Origin of the sequence: Sorangium sp. So ce176, from assembly GCF_051519835.1 — a bacterium.
In the GTDB taxonomy this organism is placed as follows: domain Bacteria; phylum Myxococcota_A; class Polyangia; order Polyangiales; family Polyangiaceae; genus Sorangium; species Sorangium cellulosum_G.
The window spans coordinates 3,337,783-3,355,600 of the sequence record NZ_CP150371.1 but is presented as its reverse complement, the minus strand read 5'-3'; the positions used below and the strand labels follow the sequence as shown (position 1 = coordinate 3,355,600).

Here is a 17,818-nt window from a genome sequence, read left to right as displayed (position 1 = left end):
CCTTCCACGTCCGCCCCGAGCGCGCGGCGCGACAGCGGCGATCGCCCTTACCCCCCCGCGCGCGCCGCTGGACTCGCGCCCCTCGCGCAGTGCAGGTCTGCCCCATCGTGGCGGAATGCCTCACGCCGATTGTCTCTGCTGCACGGCGACTTCTCGCCGGTCGCGCCGCGCCTCGCTTCGAATGGCTGCGGTACGTGATCTGCATAGTCGAGCAGCCTGATGCGGAAGGCCTTGCTTCGGAGCGCAACGCTCCTCTGCGCGCTCGCGCTCGTCGCCTGCAGCGGCGACAAGGGTCGCGCGCGGGAGAGCGCCGGCGCGCCGGAGGGCGGCGCCCCGCCGCAGCCCGCGGCGCCGGAGGGCGCGGCGCGCGACGGCGCCGGGCCGGCGCCAGCGACGCCATTTCGCGTGGCCACCTACAACGGCGGGCTCGCGATGGGCGTGCTGAAGTACGTGGACGAGCGCGCGGAGCCGCTGATCCGCGCGCTCGCCGAGCAGCCCGTGGATCTGCTCTGCGTGCAGGAGTTCTGGCTCGAGGAGCACTGGCAGAAGCTCGTCGCCGCGACGTCCAGCACCCTGCCCAGCACGTTCCGGCTGCCCCCTGGCCACGAGGAGGGAGGGTGCTCGGAGCAGGAGACCGATCCGCTCGTGGCGTGCGCGGCGCAGCGCTGCGCCGGCCTGACCCAGCACGCGTTGCTCCCGTGCCTCCTCCGGAGCTGCTCGGCGAGGCTCACCAGCCTGTCGCCGGATTGCTTCAACTGCCTCGCCGCGAACCCGCGGAAGGGGCCTGACGAGCTTGCGCAAGCGTGCCTTCGCACGCGACCGAAGAGCGCCGCCGGCGCGCGTCCCCCCGCGCGCGCCGGCGGCGCGGCGGCCCCGGAGGCCTACTCCGGGGCCTCGGGCACGGCCGTCCTGACGAACGCCGAGATCCTCGAGCGCGACTCGCTCGTGCTCCCGTCCGCGATCGACCGCCGCGCCGTGCTCTATACCCGGCTCTCGCCCCCGTCGCTCGGCGAGCTGCACGTCTTCTGCACCCACCTCACGGCGAGCCTGGAGGGCGTCCCGCACCCCCGCAACACGTCATGGCAGAAGGACCAGTCGGCGCAGATCGACGCGCTCCTCGCCTACGTGGACCAGAAGACGGGCGGCCGCGGCGCGACGCTCCTCCTCGGCGATCTCAACACCGGCCCCGCCATCGCGCCCTCGATCTCGGCGCGCCTGCCCGCCCATTACGACCGGCTGCTCGCGCGCGGGTTCGTGAACCCCTACGCGTCCCAGAAGGACGCGAAGTGCACGTATTGCTTCGACAATCCCCTCGACGGCGGCAAGGGCACCCGCGGGCTCCTCATCGATCACGTCCTCCTGCGCGGCTTCGAGGGCCATGTGTCGGGGACCCAGATCATGCGCTCGAGCCTCACGATCGAGGCCGGCAAGAAGAAGGTGAAGAGCGGCTTCTCCGACCATTACGGGGTGCTCGTCACCCTGTCGGGGCGCGACTCGTGACGCGCGGGGTCGTCTCTCCTTCACGACGCCTCTCCGGAGGCGATTGACACGATCGCGACGACCGGCACCAGCAGCACGACGGATACGATCGATCACCGATGAACCGGCGCCGGGGCGCGGCCCCCGGCGTCCACCCGTGGAGACGTTATGACGGAGCGAGCTTACGACAAGAACACCGTCTGGACCCACGCTGTCATCTCTCCGATGGCCCCCCTCGCGGCCGATCACACGGCGGACGTGTGCGTTGTGGGCGCCGGGATCGCCGGGCTGACGACGGCGTACCTGCTCGCGAAGGCGGGCAAGCGCGTCGTCGTCCTGGACAACGGGGCGGTCGGCGGGGGCGAGTCGGGGCTCACCACCGCGCACATCACCCACGCGCTCGACCGGCGCTGGGCGTCGCTCGCGAAGCTCCACAGCGGGGGCCACCTGCGCCGCGCGGCGCGGGGCCACACGGCCGCGATCGAGACCATCGAGCGGATCGTCAAGGAGGAGGAGATCGACTGCGATTTCCGGCGCGTGCACGGCTATCTCTACGCGGCCCCGGGGTCGCCCCCGCGCACGCTCCGCGACGAGATCGAGGCAGCGCACCGCGCCGGGCTCGGCTCGGTCCATTACGTCGACCGGGCGCCGCTGCTCGATTTCGACACCGGGCCCGCCGTCTGCTTCCCCGATCAGGCGCAGTTCCATATCCGCCGGTACCTCGCGGGGCTCGCGCGGGCGATCGAGCGCGACGGCGGCAAGCTCTACACGCTGGCGCACGTGACCGACGTCGACGAGGACGCGGCGCCGCATAAGGTCGTCGTCAAGACGGCCCGCGGGCACCAGATCGTCGCGCGCGAGGCCGTGCTCGCCACGAACTCGCCGTTCATCCCCCGCATCAGCGTGCACATGAAGCAGGCCGGCTACCGGACGTACGTCATCGGCCTGCGCATACCCCGGGGCGCCGTCCCGCCGGGCCTCTACTGGGACACGGCCGATCCGTTCCATTACGTGCGCCTGGCCAACATCGACGGCGCGGACGGCCCCGACGAGGTGCTCATCGTGGGCGGCGAGGACCACAAGACGGGCCAGGCCAGCGACGCGGACCAGCGCCACGCACGCCTCGAGGCGTGGGCGAGGGAGCGCTTCACGCAGGCCGGCGAGGTGCTGCACCGCTGGTCGGGCGAGGTGATGGAGACTGTCGACGGGCTCGCCTACATCGGGCGGGTCAAGAGCGGCTCGCGCATCCTGATCTCGACGGGCGACTGCGGCAACGGGATGACCCACGGCACGATCGCCGGGCTCGTGATCTCGGATCTCGTGCAGGGCCGCGACAACCCGCTGGCGTCGGTCTTCGATCCCACGCGCGTGAACCTGAGCCGGGCCGCTGTCTCCGAGTACGTGAAGGAGAACCTCAACGTAGCGTGCCAGTACGCCTCGTGGCTCGGCAAGGGCGATGTCGACGACGCGGCGCACATCGCCCCGGGCTCCGGCGCTGTCGTGCGCAGGGGCCTGAAGAAGCTCGCCGTTTACCGCGATCCGCAGGGGCAGCTCCACGCGATGTCGGCCATGTGCTCTCACCTCGGCGGCGTCGTGTCGTGGAATCCCGCGGAGCGGAGCTGGGACTGCCGCTGTCACGGCGCGCGCTTCGACGCGACGGGCCGGGTCCTCCGCGGCCCCGCGACCGCCGATCTCGCGCCGGCCGCGCCGATCGAGGTGCCGGCGGGCGCCGGAGACTCCGTGACGCCGCCGAGGGCGCCGGAGGTCGTCGCCGTCCCTGTATCGGCCGTGTCGGTGCCCCAGAATCGCCCGGCCACCTGATTGACCCCCGCGCGAGCGGCGTGCGAGCATGACCGGGTGGTCCGGGGCGGTCCCGGCAGCTTGGTGATGACATGAGTTTGCTGCGCCCTCGCGCCTCACGCGCCGCAGGCATAGCCCTGGCTGTCCTCTCGGTGGCCGGGGCGCTCCCGGCGCGGGCCGAGCCCACGGCGGCCGATCGTCAGACAGCGCGGACGCTCCTCATCGAGGGGCGCAAGAAGCGCGACGCCGGGGACGTCGCCGGCGCCCGCCAGGACTTCCAGGCGGCCCACGCGCTCATGCGCGTCCCCACGACGGGGCTCGACCTGGCGCGCGCCGACGAGGCGCTCGGCCGGCTGATCGAGGCCCGGGAGACGGCGTACGAGGTCGTCCACCTGCCCCTCGGCAAGGAGGAGCCCCCCGCGTTCACGCAGGCGCGGGCGGCGGCCGCGGCGCTCGTCGAGCAGCTCGAGGCGCGCATCCCGTCGCTCGTGCTGCGCGTCGAGGGCGCGTCGCTCGACCGGATCGAGGCGCGGGTCGACGGCCAGCCGATCCCGCGCGCGGCGCTCCCCTACCCGCGCAAGCTCAACCCGGGTCGCCACGAGGTGGTTGTGACGGCGCCCGGCTTCCGGACCGAGCGGCAGGAGGTGACGCTGAAGGCGGCGGAGCGCGCGCCGGTGGAGGTCCGCATCGCCCTCGTGCCGGGGGGCGCGCGGGAGCCGGCGCCCGGCGGCGGCCAGCCCCCGCCCGCGGGCGCGCCGGCGGAGCCCCGCGCGCCGGTGCCGCTGTGGGCGTGGGCGGCGGGCGGCGTGGGGCTCGCGGCGCTCGGGGGCAGCGTGGCGTTCGCGATCGACCACGCGGCCGCGCGCGACCGGGTGGACAAGGACTGCCCCGGCGCCGTGTGCGACAGGCGCGTCCACGACTTCGAGAGCATGGAGGCGCTCCGGGCGCGCTGGAACCGGAGCCTCGGCCTGTCGCTGACCCTCGGCGCCGTGGGGCTCGCCGGCGTGGGCGCGGCGGTGGGCGGCATCCTCCTGCGGCCCGGGGCGGGCGCCGCGGGCACCGAGCGGGCTGCGTCGCTCGTCCCGCTCGTCACCCCCACCGCGCGCGGCGTGGTCTGGCAGGGAGTTTTCTGATGTGGACAAAAAAATATCGCCTGGCTGCGGCCGGTGTAGGGCTCGGCTGGGCGGCGCTCGGCTGCGCGCCGGAGCTCAGCTTGCCGGGTCCTGAGGGCGCCGGCGGCGCGGGGGGCGGCGCGCCGCCGTCGGGCGGCGAGGTGCAGTGGGCGCGCGCGCTCGGGGGCGACGGGGAGCTGGCGGGGGCGAGCGTGGCCGTGGCCGACGACAGCGCCGCGGCGCTCCTCGGCAGGCTCACCGCGGCGGAGGGCGTGGCGCTCGACGACCGGAGCGTGACCCCGATCGGCGTGGAGAACGTCTTCTGGGCGCGGCTCGCGGCCGACGACGGGGCGGGGCTCGATCTGAAGCGCTTCGGGGCGTTCGACCCGCAGATCGTGAACGCGCTCGCGACGGACGGGAACGAGGGCCTGCTTGTCGCGGGGGAGTTCTCCGGGACGCTGGAGTTCGGCGGCGCGCCGCGGACGAGCGCCGGCGGGCGGGACGGCTACGTGGCGCGGCTCGACGCCGAGGGGCGGGAGCTGTGGCTGCAGCCGCTCGGCGGCCGGGGCTTCCAGGCGGCGACGGGGGTGGCGGCGACAGCGACGGGGCGCATCGTCGTGGCGGGCCGCTTCTCGGGCGTGCTGACGATCGGCGGGGACCGGCTCGAGAGCGCCGGCGGCAGCGACGTGTTCGTGGCGAGCTTCGACGCCGACGGGGCGCCGCTCTGGAGCCGGCGGTTCGGCGACGGGTTCGATCAGCAGGCGCGCGCCGTGGCGGTGGACGAGGACGGCAACGCTGTCGTCGTCGGCGACTTCGGCGGGACGCTCGACCTCGGCGGCGAGCCGCTGGAGAGCGCCGGGGATCTCGACGTGTTCGTGGCGAGCCTCGACGCGCTCGGCGACCACCGCTGGAGCCGGCGCTTCGGCGACGCGGAGCTGCAGCGGGCGCGGGCCGTGGCCGTGGACGGGGCGGGCGACGTGATCGTGGGCGGCGAGTTCGGCGGCACGATCGATCTCGGCGGGGGCCCCCGGACGGCCGAGGCGCGAGAGGCTGTGTTCGTGGCCAAGCTCGGTCCGCGGGGCGAGCACCGCTACAGCCGGGTCATCGGCGAGCGGGGCGCGTCGCTGGGCCAGCTCCTCGTCGACGGGACGGGCGACGTGCTCGTTGTCGGCGGGTTCCGCGGGGAGGCCGCGCTCGCGGGCGGGCCGGTGGAGAGCGCGGGGGACGACGATGTGTTCGTGGCCAAGCTCGATCCCGAGGGCGGCTACCGGTGGAGCCACCGCTTCGGCGGGCCGGGGGCGGACCGGGCGACCGGCGTGGCGGTCGACCGGGAGCGGCATGTGTTCGTGACCGGCGCGTTCACCGGGGACGTGCGGTTCGGCGAGAAGCAGCTCGAGGGCGGCGAGGGCACGGACGTGTTCGTGACGAAGCTGTCGCCATGAAGGACGGAGGCGCGATGAAGCGTACGGGGACATGGGGCGTGGGGTCGCGCGGTCGGCGGTGGAGGGTGGGGCTCACGGCAGGCCTGATGGCGCTGCTCGTGCCGACGGCTGTGTGGGCGGAGGACGACAGCGATCTCGACGGGGTCGCCGATCCGAACGACAACTGCCCTTCGGTGCAGAATCAGGATCAGGCGAACCTCGACGGCGACGCGCTCGGTGACGCCTGTGACGACGACCTCGACGGCGACGGCGTCCTCAACGACAGCGACAACTGCGAGAGCCTGAGCAACCCGGATCAGGCGGACGCCGATGGCGACGACATCGGAGATGCCTGCGACGACGACACCTCCGGAGCGGACGACGATAACGACGGGGTCGCCAACGACGTCGACAACTGCCCCGACGTGGCGAACCCGCTCCAGCAGGACAGGGACGACGACAAGCACGGTGACGCCTGCGACAACTGCCCCACCACGCGCAATCCGAACCAGGAGGACGGCGACGGCGATGGCGTCGGCGACTTCTGCGAGCCGGACATCGACGCTGACGGCGACGGGCTGCTCAACGCGGAGGACAACTGCCCGGCGGATCCGAACCCGGACCAGGAGGACACGGACGGGGACGGCATCGGGACCGCCTGCGATCCGGACAGCGACGACGACGGCCTTGTCGACTGGGAAGACAACTGCGCGCTCGTGCCCAACCTGTTCCAGGAGAACACGGACGGCGACGAGGTCGGCGACGCGTGCGACGACGACGACGACGACGACGGCGTGCCGGACGCGGAGGACAACTGCCAGCACGTGTCGAACCAGGACCAGGCCGACGGCGACGACGACGGCCGCGGCGACGCGTGCGATCTCGGCGCCGACGTCGACCGCGACGGCGACGGCATATCGGACGAGGCGGACAACTGCCCGGACGTGCCGAACCCCGATCAGACGGACTCCGATGACGACCAGGTGGGCAATGCCTGCGACGACGCGGACGGCGATGGGCTGACCGACGCGGCGGACAACTGCGACGAGGAGCCCAACCCCGATCAGGCCGACGGCGACGGCGACGGGCAGGGGGACGCCTGCGACGAGGACGACGACGGCGACGGCGTGCTGGACGCGGAGGACAACTGCGCCGCTGTCGCGAACCCCGATCAGGCCGACGGCGACGACGACGATCGGGGGGACGCGTGCGACGTCGATGATGAGGACGACGACGACGACGGCGTGCCGGACGGCGACGACAACTGCCCGCGCGTCGCCAACGCGGATCAGGCCGACGGCGACGCCGACGGGGCCGGCGACGCCTGCGACGGGAGCGGCGCGGGCGGCGCCGAGACGACGGAGCCGGAGGTCTCGTCCGGCCTGGTCTGCGCGTTCCAGCGCGGCGGCGGCAGCGGCGCGCTCGTCGGCCTCGTGGCGCTCCTCGCGGCGGCGCTGGGCCTCGTCCGGCGTTCCGGGTCGGCGTCCCGACAAAGGTGAACGAAAACGCGGGGGCACCAGAGACGGCAGGAGAGCGGGAAAGACAGAGAGGTAGCCCGCTCGGTGGCCCCGTGAAACACAGGGTGGGCTGTCGCCCCACGGCCAACGCCGGATCCGGGCGGGCTCTGCCGACTCACCGTCGTGCATTTTCGTGAGCCGTGGCGTTGCGGCGATGTAACTGCTCTGGCTGAACGCGCCGGAACACCGCTCCGCAGCCCACGCTGGGGCCGAGAGCGCCGGCGCCCCATCCGGAGACACCATGCGCCCTGTTCTGCCGCTCTCTTTCTCGCTCCTGATCTCCCTGTTCGGATTCACCCTCGGCTCCGGCTGCAGCGACAGCGCCGTTGATGGCGCGGCCCCGTCCGGCGGCGCGGGCGCCGGGGACAGCGGCAGTGCCAGCGGCGGCGGCAGCGCCAGCGGCGGCGGCAGCGCCAGCGGCGGCGGCAGCGCCAGCGGCGGCGAGGGGGCTGGAGCCGGCACCGGCACGTCGGGCGGCGGCGTGATCCCGACCCCGACGACAATCGTCATGTGTCAGGGCAAGACGTACCAGTGCGGGGATCTCATCGACAACGACGGCGACGGGCTCCTCGACTCGCAGGATCCGGACTGCCTCGGCGCGTGCGACAACACAGAGGACAGCTACTACGGCGGGATCCCCGGCCAGGCCGGGCCAGCGTGCACCGTCGACTGCTACTTCGACCAGGACTCCGGATCGGGCAACGACGACTGTCACTGGAACCACCAGTGCGATCAGAACGAGGTCGCGCCCGGTTATCACCCCGAGTCCAGCAACGGGACGATGTGCGCCTACAACCCATCGGCCTCGACGCCCGGGGCCCAGGGCAAGAGCTGCAGCGAGCTCAACATGCGGCAGTCCGACATCTGCCACGACACATGCGGTCCGCTCACGCCGAACGGCTGCGACTGCTTCGGTTGCTGCGAGCTGCCCGCCGGCAGCGGCCTCTATGTCTGGCTCGGGTCGGACGCCGACGGCACCGGCGAGGGCTCGTGCTCGCGCGACGGCATCTCCGATCCGAGCCGCTGCGAGCCCTGCACCCCCGTCGACGCCTGCCTCAACGACTGCGGCCGCTGCGAGCTGTGCCTCGGCAAGGAGACGCTCCCCGCCGACTGCTTCGAGACAGGCACCGGCAGCGGCGCCGGCGGTGACGGCGGCGGCACGGGCGGCGGCGCTCCCGGGACCGGCGGCGCGCCCGGGACCGGCGGCAGCGGGTCCGGCGGCGACTCCGGAGGCCAGTGCGCGCCGGGGGTCCAGCCGTGCGGGCTCGCCGGCCAGGATCCGTGTGCGGCGGACCACTACTGTATCACCGGCTGCTGCCAGCCCGTCGTGAACTGACGCTACATCGATTCGTTTTCTCCCTGGATTCGAGGACGGGGAGCGAGCCACGAGGAACGCAGAAGACACGAGGATCGGTGTTCACGCTCCTCTGTGCTCGCTGTGTGCTTGTGGTGTATTGCCTCCGCACGAGCCGGGGATGAGCCTGGGCCGCGGCGCCGATCGCCCGCGCGCCGAGGAGCTGACCTGCGGCGAGAGAGAGTTTGAAAGGAGACCAGTCCATGGTGATGCGCTCGATGGCTGCTGGGGTGCTTTGCGCCTTGGTGGGGGTGGGGTGTGGCGGAGACGACGAGGGTCAGCCGCAGAGCTGCTCGGTGTCCGAGCAGACAGGGTGCACCGCGCCTCAGGTGTGCGAGGAGGTGGAGGGGGCCGAGCCCGCGTGCTTCGCGCCGGTGACGCTGAAGGGCCGGGTCTACAACTCGCTCGACGACGAGGCGATCGCGGGCGCGCGGGTGCTGGCGCGCGACGCGAACGACGCCGTGATCTCCCGGGTGGCGGTCACCAGGGAAGACGGGACCTACGAGCTCGCCGTGCCGGCCCGGCGGGACGCGAACGGCGTTCCGGTCAGGGCCGATGTCACGCTGCGCGCAGACGCGCTCGCGTACGAGACCTTCCCGAGGGCGCCGCGGGTCGCGCTGCCGATCGATCTCTCGACCGCGGCGGGCACGCCGCTCTCCGTCGCGTCGGCGGCCACCGAGATCGCGCTGTTGCCGCTCGCGGAAAGCGAGGGGCTCGGCTCCGTCTCCGGCGTCGTCCACGCCGACCAGCCGGGCGGGACGCTGCTCGTCGCGGGCGGCGCCACGGGCGCGGCCGATCTCGACGGCAGCTACACGATCTTCAACGTGGCCGCAGGCGAGGTCACGGTGAGGGGTTATGGCGCCGGGCTCGCGCTCGACACGGCGAGCGCGGCCGTCAGCGCGGGCAAGGAGACGAAGGGCGTGGACCTGCACGCGACCGGGGAGGCCACGGCTGTCGTGAGCGGCAAGGTCGAGATCGTGAATGCGCCCGACGGGGACGCGACCTCGGTCATCCTCGTCGTGGCCGATACGTTCGACGAGATGACCGCGCGCGGCGAGACCCCGAGGGGGCTCCGGCAAGGCAACGTCACCGGGGAGTTCTCGATCGCCGGGGTGCCCGACGGCGAGTACGTGATCCTCGCCGCGTTCGAGAACGACGCGCTCGTGCGGGATCCGGACACGTCGATCGGCGGGACCGAGATCGTGCGCATCACTGTCGCCGGCGGCGATCAGCCTGTCCAGGAGTCGTTCAAGGTGACGGGCGCGCTCGCTGTCGTCTCGCCGGGCGCGAGCAGCATGGACGAGGTGAGCGGGACACCGACGTTCGTCTTCGAGGACGACTCCAGCGAAGACATGTACGAGGTGAGCCTGTTCGACGCGCTCGGGGAGAAGATCTGGGAGAACCTGGAGGTGCCCCGGGTGTCCGGGAGCGAGAACGTCACCGTCGCGTACGACGGTCCGGCGCTGGTCCCGGGGATGATCTATCAGTTCCGGGCCACCTCGACGAAGGGCGGCACGCCCATCTCGCAGACCGAGGACCTGAAGGGGGTTTTCCTCTACAAGTGATCTCGGGAGACGGCGCGCGCGCCGCGCGCGGACGCCGCCGTCAGCGGCGGCGGCGGCTGGCGCGACGCGCGATGCCGAGCGCGAGGAGGAGGGCGAGCGGCGCGGGGCTGCGGGCAGCGCCCGGCGCGGGGCCGGTCGGGCTGCCCGTCGCGGCGTAGGTGCAGCGGAAGCTGAAGCAGCAGCACGGCCCGGGGGGCGCGCCGCCCTCGGCGTGGCCCGCCTCCCCTTCCCCACCCGCCGCACCTCCGCCTCCGCCGGCGCCGCCGCTGCCGTCGGCGCCGCCGCTGCCGTCGGCGCCGCCGCTGCCGTCGGCGCCGCCGCTGCCGTCGGCGCCCTGGGCCGATCCTCCCGCGCCTGAGGCCGACCCTCCCGCGCCTGAGGCCGACCCTCCCGCGCCTGAGGCCGACCCTCCCGCGCCTGAGGCCGACCCTCCCGCACCCGGGGCCGACCCTCCCGCGTCGCCGCCGCTCGTGCCGCGGCCACCCCCGGCGCCGCCGCCGCTCGTGTCGCGGCCACCTCCGGCGCCTTCCGCTATCCCTCCCGCGGCGCCATCCCCTGCGCCGCCGCCGACCGGATCTTCCGCGGGCCCTCCTCCGTAGCCGCTGCCAGCGCTGCCCCCGGCACCTTCAACCGGTGAGGAGGTCGGCGTGTTGAGGCAGCCGAAGAAATAATGACATTCGTCCGTGGTCGTCGGATCCCCATCATCGCAGTCGAGCGCGACGTCGCTCAGACAAGAGCCCTCGAAGCAACGCTCGATGCCGTTACAGATGTCGAAGTCACCGCAGGGCGCGCCGTCCGGCAGGCGCACGTCGTCCACGCAGCGCCCTGCGCCATCGCAGTACTCCCCCGGATCGCAGAGCGAGCCCGAGGCGCGGCAGAGCACCGTCGGCGGCTCGGCGGCGCACAGCGCCGAGCAGCAATCGCCGTTCAGCGCGTTCCCGTCATCGCACTCCTCGCCTCGTCCGAGCACGCCGTCTCCGCAGATCGCAGGCGACACGGTGAACACCGTCGGATCGGCGGAGCCGGCGAACAGCGGCTCGTCCGTGGATACGCTCGACTCGTTGACGCCATCCGAGTCAGCGTCAAAGGAGAGGGTGCCCTGGTTCAGCACGACGAGCCCCTCGGTGAGCGGCCTGATCCTCGCGTCGATCGTGATGAGCACCCACTCCCCCGGCTCGACCGACCCGTTCCAGCCGACGGTGTTGGTGGTGGGGTCGGACGAGAGCGCGCCCTTCTCCGCGAACGCGCCGTTCAGCGCGAGCTCCGGCGGGAGCACGTCGACAAACTCGAACCCCGCGTTGTCGGGTTGCTGCCGCCCACCTGCGTTGTGGATGAGCACGGAATATATCGCGTTGTCCCTGGCGTCGCGCTCGGTCACGACGGTCATGAACCCGGTCAGCCGGACCGGGTTCGAGACGACGGTCTCCTCCTTGTCCTCGTTGTCCGCCGGGTCGGAATCGTGCTCGCGCGCGGTGACCGTCGCCGTTGTCTCGACCTCGGCGGCGACCGCGGGCGGCGTGAGCGCGGGCGCAACCACGGTGACCGCGATCGACGCGCTCGCCCCGGCGGCGAGCGACGCGCGCCGGCACGCGAGGCCGTCGTCACCCAGGTTGCACGTCCAGTCGGCCCCGGAGGCGCTGACGAAGCGCGCCCCTGCCGGCAGGACGGACGTGACCTCAACGTCGGTCGCGTCGCCGGGCCCCTCGTTGGCGACGGTGATCGTCGTGGTGAGCTGCGCGCCGGGCGACACCGGATCCGGCGCGTCCGCCAGCGTGACGGCCAAATCCGCCCCGCAGGCCCCGGACGCGACCGGCACCGCCGCGAGCACGACGTTGTCGATCGCGACGCCGCACGGGCCGGCGCGCCCGACGTCCGTGCAGATCTGGCTGTCGTCCTGCGTGTAGTCGAAGCGGAGCCGGACGGTCCGCCCGCGCATCCCCTCGCCGGGGAAGCGGATCGACACCCGCTTGCTCCCGCCGGAGCTGCCGGACCAGACCGACTGGTCCGAGAAGTAGTCGGGGTCGTCCCGGGCCGGGAGGTGCTTGGGAAAGTGGTGGAGCGCGCCCGTCACGATCTGCCCGGCGAACGCCTCCGCGAGCACCGCCCGCAGCGCGGCGCCGGCCGTGAGGTCCTCGACGCGCAAGGTCAGCCCGTCGAACGCCTGGACGAGCTTCTGCGGGTCGTCCTCCAGCTCGTAGGTGAGGTCGAAATCGAGCGTGACACTGGAATTTCCGGACCCCTCCGGGATCGTCACCGCGGGCGACACGAGGGTGACGTGCGCCGTGGTTGGCTCCTCGTCGTGGAAGGCCGCGTTGTTGCTGGCCGTCAGCGTCTGCGCAACGACCCAGGTTGAGGTGGAGGCCGGCCCGCCGGCGCGCTCCGATTGCCAGCCGGAGGGCAGCGCGGGCGCGCTCGCGGCGTCGAAATCCTCGCGCAGGAGGACGTCCGGGGTCCCCGGGCCGCCGGTCTCGAGCTGGATGGACAGCGCGATCGTGCCCTGATCGGAGCTCACCGTGAGCGTCAGGTCGATCGGGGCTCCGGGGGTGAAGTCCCGGTCCGTGCGGAGGAGGAAGGGCGCGTCGCCCGCGGCGACGCGGAGCGGCTCGATCTCGGGGTAGGTCGCGCTCGGCCGCACGACCGTCACGGACGGCGTCTCGGTGGTGAGGGTGGCCGTGACCCCGGAGACGGTCGTCCTGCCGGAGACCGGGTTGGCGAGGTAGTTCTCCAGGTAGATGCCGACCTCGACGAGCTCCCCCGGGTCGATGCGCTCGTTCGCGAGGGCGCCGCACGCCGGATCCGCGATCCGGGTGCCGGCGGCGCGCAGCGGGGGGACGCGCACGAACTCGTCGACGGTGTCGAGATAGACGTTCGGCGCGATCAGGGAGGCCGACGCCGGCTGCCCCTCATCGAACCTGGGTGCGGCGCCCGCCCTGCTGAAGACGCTGTAGAGCTCGCCGCCGAGCGCGACGCCGCCGATGCGCTCTCCCAGGTTCGGCCGGGCGGCGTCGTTGCCGTGGCCCGCGTGGAAGGGGCGGTCCGAGATCGGCGCGGGCGGGCTCCACGTGGCGCCTTGGTCGATCGACGCCGTGTGCACAACCTCGGTCAGGTCGCCGGAGGTCGCGACATCCTGGTCGTAGAAGACGACGTGCGCGGTGCCGGTCGACCGATCGACGGCGACGAAGGGGAAGAGCTGGGCCCGATCGCGCCCTGGATCGCTGTTGAGGAGGACGGGGGGGCCGGAGGCGCACTGGCCCGTGAAGGCGCGCAGCGCGATGTCCCCCGTGCCCTGGTCGCCGGACCGCTGGTAGACGACGTAGACCTGCTGCGTGGCGGGGTCGACGTCGATCGACGGGGAGCTCCTGGCGTGGTCCACGCCGAGGGTCAGGTCTTCGGGGGGGTAGCCGGTATTGTCGAGGAGGATGGTCGGTCCCCAGGTGACGCCGCCGTCGGTCGACCGGCGGCAGCCGATGTTGCGCAGGGAGGTGCCTGGCTCGATGGCGCGCCAGACGGCGTAGACGGTCGCGTCGCCGTCGGTCGTCCCAGGGAGGACGCGCGCGCTCGGGCCGTCGAGATCGCCGCCGGCCGGCGCCTGCGCGAGCGCCGCGGCGGCCGACCAGGTCTGGCCGAGGTCGTCGGAGTGGCTGTAGAGGATGCGGGGAGCGCCCGCGCCGCGCTGGACCCAGGTTGCGGAGAGCCGCCCGGTCGCCGTGTTGACGTCGATGGAGGCCTGCTCCGCGCTCTCCCCCGCGACGAACGCGGGCGCCACCTCGACGGGCGCGGACCAGGAGGTCCCGGCGGCGCTGCCGGCGCTGGAGGCGTGGAGGCAGAGGCCCTGGAGGCCGTCGGCGGGGCGAACGTAGGTGGAGGAGCTGACGAACACGTCGCGTCGCGGATCGTGGACGACGCGGGGCGCGCCGAGCACCTGGCCGCCGGCGGCCGAGGGCAGCGCGGCCTCGCCGTTCGGGCCGAGCACCTCGGAGAAGGTCCGTCCTCCGTCGGCGGAGCGCGCGACGCCGGACAGGCTGATCGGGCTGGCGAGCGCGCCGCGCGGATCGGTGTACGCCGCGACGAGGATGCTGGCGTCGGCGTTGGCGGCGATGGCCGCGTCGTGCTGGGGTCCGAGCGCGTCGGGCGCGTGCACGGCGCGGTCCGCGCCCGCGGCGACCGCAAGGCGAGCGGCGCCGAGCACCTCCGGTTCGTCGCCGGCACACCCCGCGCCGGCGGTGAGCAGCCCCCCGCTGAGCAACCAAGCGACCCTGCGTCGCGCGCGCATAAGCACCTCCGAACAGAGATAGATGCCGCGAGCTCGCAGGACGTGCCGATTTCCCCCACATCCATGCGGCCCGTCCAGCGGATAGGCGCGATGTGCTGCGGTCGTTTTGCGGGCGATTCCGGCGCACGGCGCGCTTCGGCGGGAGATGCGCCCGGCGTGGAGGCTCCGCCTCGACGGGATTTCCCGTTCTTCCGGGCAGCGGACCGGGCGCCGTGTGCGTCGGGCGCGGATGGGCCGGAGGAGGCGCCGCCTCAGGTGCGGCGCCGTGGAGGAAGCGGCTCACGGGGACGGGCGGGGAGCACGAGATCGGCGAGGCGGCGCGCGGCCGTGAAGGCAGCCGCCTCGGCGGCGAGGGCCTCACCCGGGTTGGCGGCGGCGGGGCTCTCCCGCGCAGGGGCCTCACCCAGGTTGGCGCCGGCGGGGGCTTCACCCAGGTTGCGGTCCTCGACGGGGGCCCCACCTGCGGGCTCCTCACCCAGGTTGGGGTCTTCGCCCGCGGGCTCGGGCTCCTCACCCAGGTTGGGGTCTTCGCCCAGGTTGGAGCGTCCGAGGTTGGCGCCTCCGCCCAGGTTGGCGCGTCCGCTCAGGGTGAGCATCGCGATGCCGTGGAGGCCCGCGAAGAGGACGTGCGTGTCCTCCGCCGGCCGCGAGCTGCCGTGACGGCGCAACAACTCCACGAAGCTGCTCCACAGAGGGCGCGCGAGCCGCAGGCGCCCCTGCTCCCGCAGGCCAGCCCTGTCGAAGCGGCGCTCGGCCATGAGCCAGTACAGGTCCGGATGGCGCAGCGCGAACTCGACGTAGCCGACAGCGAGCGCCCGCGCGTCGGCGCCAGCGCGCGCCCGCGCCTCCAGGAGCTCCGCGAGCCGCCGCCATCCGGCGCCATCGACGCGGATGAGGAATCCGTCGAGCGAGCCGAAGTGGTGGTACAGCACCATCGTCGTCTGGCCCAGAAACGACGCGATCTTGCGCGCGGTCATGTCGTCCCGCGTCAGCCGGCCCTCCCAGAGCGCCTGGAACACGCGCTCGACCGGCTCATCGGCGTCCCTCACACCCATGCCCACAACCCTGCCACGTCCAGCGCTCCTCTGTTGACCCACGCAGGATAACACTGTTATCTTCTTCCGGTATGAGCTTGCTTCGCGATGATCCGGCGGGGCCCGAGGCCCACCGCGCAGCACGTCGCCGGGCGGTGGGCCTGGCGCTCGCGGCGGTCGCGCTCGCGGGAGCGTGCACGTCGCGGCGGCCTACGGCGGACGACGCCCCCATGGGCCCCTACGAGGTGGTGGACGGGTGGCCGCGCGCCCCCGACGGCATGGTGTTCGGCCCGACGCTCGACGTCGCGGTCGACGCGCGCGGGCGGGTGCTGGTCAGCCATGCGGCCGGGCGCACGTCAGGGAACGACGCGCTGATCCCGGAGCCGACCATCCTGGTCTTCGAGCCCGAGACAGGGGACCTGCTCGACGCGTGGGGGGAGGGGCTGTTCATGTATCCACACGGGATCGAGGTCGATCGGGACAACTTCGTGTGGGTGACGGACTCCGAGCAGAACCGTGTCTTCAAGCTGACCGCGCAGGGGGAGCTGGTCATGAGCCTCGGCGAGACGCCATGATGCGCGCGGGCGCGTGGATCCTCGTGCCGCTCGTGGGGCTCGGGTGCGCGACGAGCCCGGAGCAGCTCGACCGGCCCACGAACGTGGCGTTCGGCCTGAACGGGGATGTCTACGTGGCGGATGGCTACAACCATGCGCGCATCGCGCGCTTCTCCGAGAGCGGCGAGTTCCTGTCGGAGTGGGGTGAGAAGGGGTTCGGGCGCGGACAGTTCGATACGCCCCACGGCATCGTCACGGACGACGAGGGGAGGGTCTACGTCGCGGACCGGGAGAACGCGCGCGTTCAGATCTTCAGCGCGGACGGCCGTTACCTTGCGCAATGGAAGAGCGCCGCGCTGGGGCGGCCGTGGGCGATCGCCTTCGGGCCTGACCGGCATATCTACGTGGTTGACGGCGGCGACCAGGATCCGGAGCGGCCTCGAGGGCATGTGCTGCGGCTCAACCTGGGTGGAGAGATCGTGGACCGGTGGGGCACGTCGGGAGACGGCCCCGGGGAGATCGACTGGGGGCACGGTATCGCGGTGGGGCAGGACGGCAGCGTCTATGTCACGAGCCTGAGGGGCCGCGGCGTGCAGAAGTTCCGGAGGACGAGGTGAGCCGGAGAGGGCGCGCGCTCGCTGTCACCGTGGTTGCCGTAAGTGGAGCCCTCGCTCCGGCCCAGAGCTGGGCCCAGGCGACGGGCGACATGCCGATGCGACCTGCAGACCGCGGTTACGTTGCGCTGTACGGCATTTTTACAGCTTCGCCGCAGAACAGGGAGATGGCGACGGTCCATGTCGCGCCGCAGGTAGCAGCGGGCGTTCGCCTGAACCGTTGGCTGATCGCAACCACGGACGTGACCTCGGCCTGGACTACGTTCCAGGTGGAAGGCGAGGCGCGGCGCTCGTCCTTTCGCTTCGGAAATCCATTTGTGACGGTACAGGCGACGCTGCTCGAGGAGGGAAAGCGCTCGATTCACGGCGGGCTCGGGGTTGCTCCGCCGGTGACGACGTTCCCGGGCACGATCCCGGAGAACACGGAGGTCGAGTACAATTACACCGTCGCGACGGCCGCGCGCGGCTTCGCGGATTACTGGATGTGGGCGCCGAACGCGATCCCGATCGCGCTGTTGCTTCGCAGCAGGACGGAGCTGCCGGGGTCCGTGTTCGTCGGCGCCGATTTGAATCCCGCGATGCTCGTTTCCGTGAATTCGAATCCGTCGCGGCTGGCGGTCGTGGCCGCCGCACATGCAGGCGTCAGGGTGGGTCCGCTGACGCCCGGGCTGCGGGTGCAGATGTTCGCACAATCAGAGACGGTCGCTGGGCGAGACTTCTCGCAATGGGCGGCGTTTTTCTTTGTGAACGCGGAGTTCGACGCCGTGTTCGTTCGGTCCCAGGTTGCCGTCAACCTCGACGCGCCGTTCGGCCTCGCGGGGCAACGCGGGGCGACCGTATGGGGGGCATCGCTAGGAGGCGGGGTCCGCCTGTAGCAGCAGCAGCAGCAAGCCAACCCAGGTTGCGCCACGACCACGGCAGCGGCAGCTACCGAGGCACGTTCCGGCAACCGCACGTTCCGGTAACCGCCAACGGCCGGATATGGCGGCAATCCGACCCACGTTGGGCGGCAACCCACCCACGTTGCGGGATCGACATCCGACAACGAACGGGCGATAGCGGCCGCCCGATGACACCCCCGACCTGAGCGACCCG

The 17,818-nt window shown here is 72.7% G+C and carries 12 protein-coding genes; 10 read left to right on the top strand and 2 right to left on the bottom strand.

Annotation, left to right across the window (positions count from 1 at the left end):
- Positions 1-231 precede the first annotated feature (231 nt).
- The 7 genes from WMF42_RS12780 (at position 232) to WMF42_RS12750 (ending at position 10,248) form a co-directional block, all read left to right on the top strand.
- Complete coding sequence (locus WMF42_RS12780; RefSeq protein WP_437692114.1) at positions 232-1,500, top strand: endonuclease/exonuclease/phosphatase family protein; 1,269 nt, start codon at positions 232-234, stop codon at positions 1,498-1,500.
- Between the two features lie 147 nt (positions 1,501-1,647).
- Positions 1,648-3,300, top strand: a complete 1,653-nt coding sequence (locus tag WMF42_RS12775; protein WP_437692112.1) for an FAD-dependent oxidoreductase — start codon at positions 1,648-1,650, stop codon at positions 3,298-3,300.
- Between the two features lie 131 nt (positions 3,301-3,431).
- A complete protein-coding gene (locus WMF42_RS12770) occupies positions 3,432-4,412 on the top strand; it encodes a hypothetical protein (protein WP_437692110.1) in 981 nt (326 codons plus the stop codon).
- A complete protein-coding gene (locus WMF42_RS12765) occupies positions 4,412-5,833 on the top strand; it encodes a hypothetical protein (protein WP_437692108.1) in 1,422 nt (473 codons plus the stop codon). Before WMF42_RS12770 ends, WMF42_RS12765 begins: the two co-directional genes overlap by 1 nt.
- A 14-nt stretch (positions 5,834-5,847) precedes the next feature.
- Complete coding sequence (locus tag WMF42_RS12760; protein ID WP_437692106.1) at positions 5,848-7,311, top strand: thrombospondin type 3 repeat-containing protein; 1,464 nt, start codon at positions 5,848-5,850, stop codon at positions 7,309-7,311.
- 259 nt (positions 7,312-7,570) lie between these two features.
- The gene (locus tag WMF42_RS12755; protein ID WP_437692105.1) at positions 7,571-8,665 is read left to right on the top strand and encodes a hypothetical protein; all 1,095 of its coding nucleotides are present in this window, start codon (positions 7,571-7,573) and stop codon (positions 8,663-8,665) included.
- 314 nt (positions 8,666-8,979) lie between these two features.
- On the top strand, positions 8,980-10,248 hold the full coding sequence (locus WMF42_RS12750) for a hypothetical protein (protein WP_437692103.1): 1,269 nt from the start codon (positions 8,980-8,982) through the stop codon (positions 10,246-10,248).
- A gap of 40 nt (positions 10,249-10,288) precedes the next feature.
- On the opposite strand, the gene WMF42_RS12745 is transcribed toward WMF42_RS12750, so the two are convergent.
- Positions 10,289-14,494: a hypothetical protein gene (locus tag WMF42_RS12745; RefSeq protein WP_437692101.1), complete on the bottom strand. Its 4,206-nt coding sequence runs from the start codon at positions 14,492-14,494 to the stop codon at positions 10,289-10,291.
- Positions 14,495-14,772: 278 nt separating this feature from the next.
- A complete protein-coding gene (locus tag WMF42_RS12740; RefSeq protein WP_437692099.1) occupies positions 14,773-15,576 on the bottom strand; it encodes a TetR/AcrR family transcriptional regulator in 804 nt (267 codons plus the stop codon).
- Between the two features lie 71 nt (positions 15,577-15,647).
- Between WMF42_RS12740 and WMF42_RS12735 the strand changes: the two genes are divergently transcribed.
- The 3 genes from WMF42_RS12735 (at position 15,648) to WMF42_RS12725 (ending at position 17,598) form a co-directional block, all read left to right on the top strand.
- Positions 15,648-16,130 (top strand): hypothetical protein, encoded by a 483-nt coding sequence (locus tag WMF42_RS12735; RefSeq protein WP_437692097.1) that lies wholly within the window; start codon positions 15,648-15,650, stop codon positions 16,128-16,130.
- The gene (locus WMF42_RS12730; protein ID WP_061607336.1) at positions 16,127-16,726 is read left to right on the top strand and encodes an SMP-30/gluconolactonase/LRE family protein; all 600 of its coding nucleotides are present in this window, start codon (positions 16,127-16,129) and stop codon (positions 16,724-16,726) included. Before WMF42_RS12735 ends, WMF42_RS12730 begins: the two co-directional genes overlap by 4 nt.
- 89 nt (positions 16,727-16,815) lie before the next feature.
- Positions 16,816-17,598 (top strand): hypothetical protein, encoded by a 783-nt coding sequence (locus WMF42_RS12725; RefSeq protein ID WP_437692095.1) that lies wholly within the window; start codon positions 16,816-16,818, stop codon positions 17,596-17,598.
- Positions 17,599-17,818 lie beyond the last annotated feature (220 nt).

Excerpts from the sequence above, each read along its gene's own strand:
- WMF42_RS12775 (WP_437692112.1), top strand. The coding sequence starts at position 1,648 with ATGACGGAGCGAGCTTACGACAAGAACACCGTCTGGACCCACGCTGTC.
- WMF42_RS12765 (WP_437692108.1), top strand. The coding sequence starts at position 4,412 with ATGTGGACAAAAAAATATCGCCTGGCTGCGGCCGGTGTAGGGCTCGGC.
- WMF42_RS12760 (WP_437692106.1), top strand. The coding sequence starts at position 5,848 with ATGAAGCGTACGGGGACATGGGGCGTGGGGTCGCGCGGTCGGCGGTGG.
- WMF42_RS12755 (WP_437692105.1), top strand. The coding sequence starts at position 7,571 with ATGCGCCCTGTTCTGCCGCTCTCTTTCTCGCTCCTGATCTCCCTGTTC.
- WMF42_RS12740 (WP_437692099.1), bottom strand. The coding sequence starts at position 15,576 with ATGGGTGTGAGGGACGCCGATGAGCCGGTCGAGCGCGTGTTCCAGGCG.
- WMF42_RS12735 (WP_437692097.1), top strand. The coding sequence starts at position 15,648 with ATGAGCTTGCTTCGCGATGATCCGGCGGGGCCCGAGGCCCACCGCGCA.
- WMF42_RS12730 (WP_061607336.1), top strand. The coding sequence starts at position 16,127 with ATGATGCGCGCGGGCGCGTGGATCCTCGTGCCGCTCGTGGGGCTCGGG.
- WMF42_RS12725 (WP_437692095.1), top strand. The coding sequence starts at position 16,816 with ATGCCGATGCGACCTGCAGACCGCGGTTACGTTGCGCTGTACGGCATT.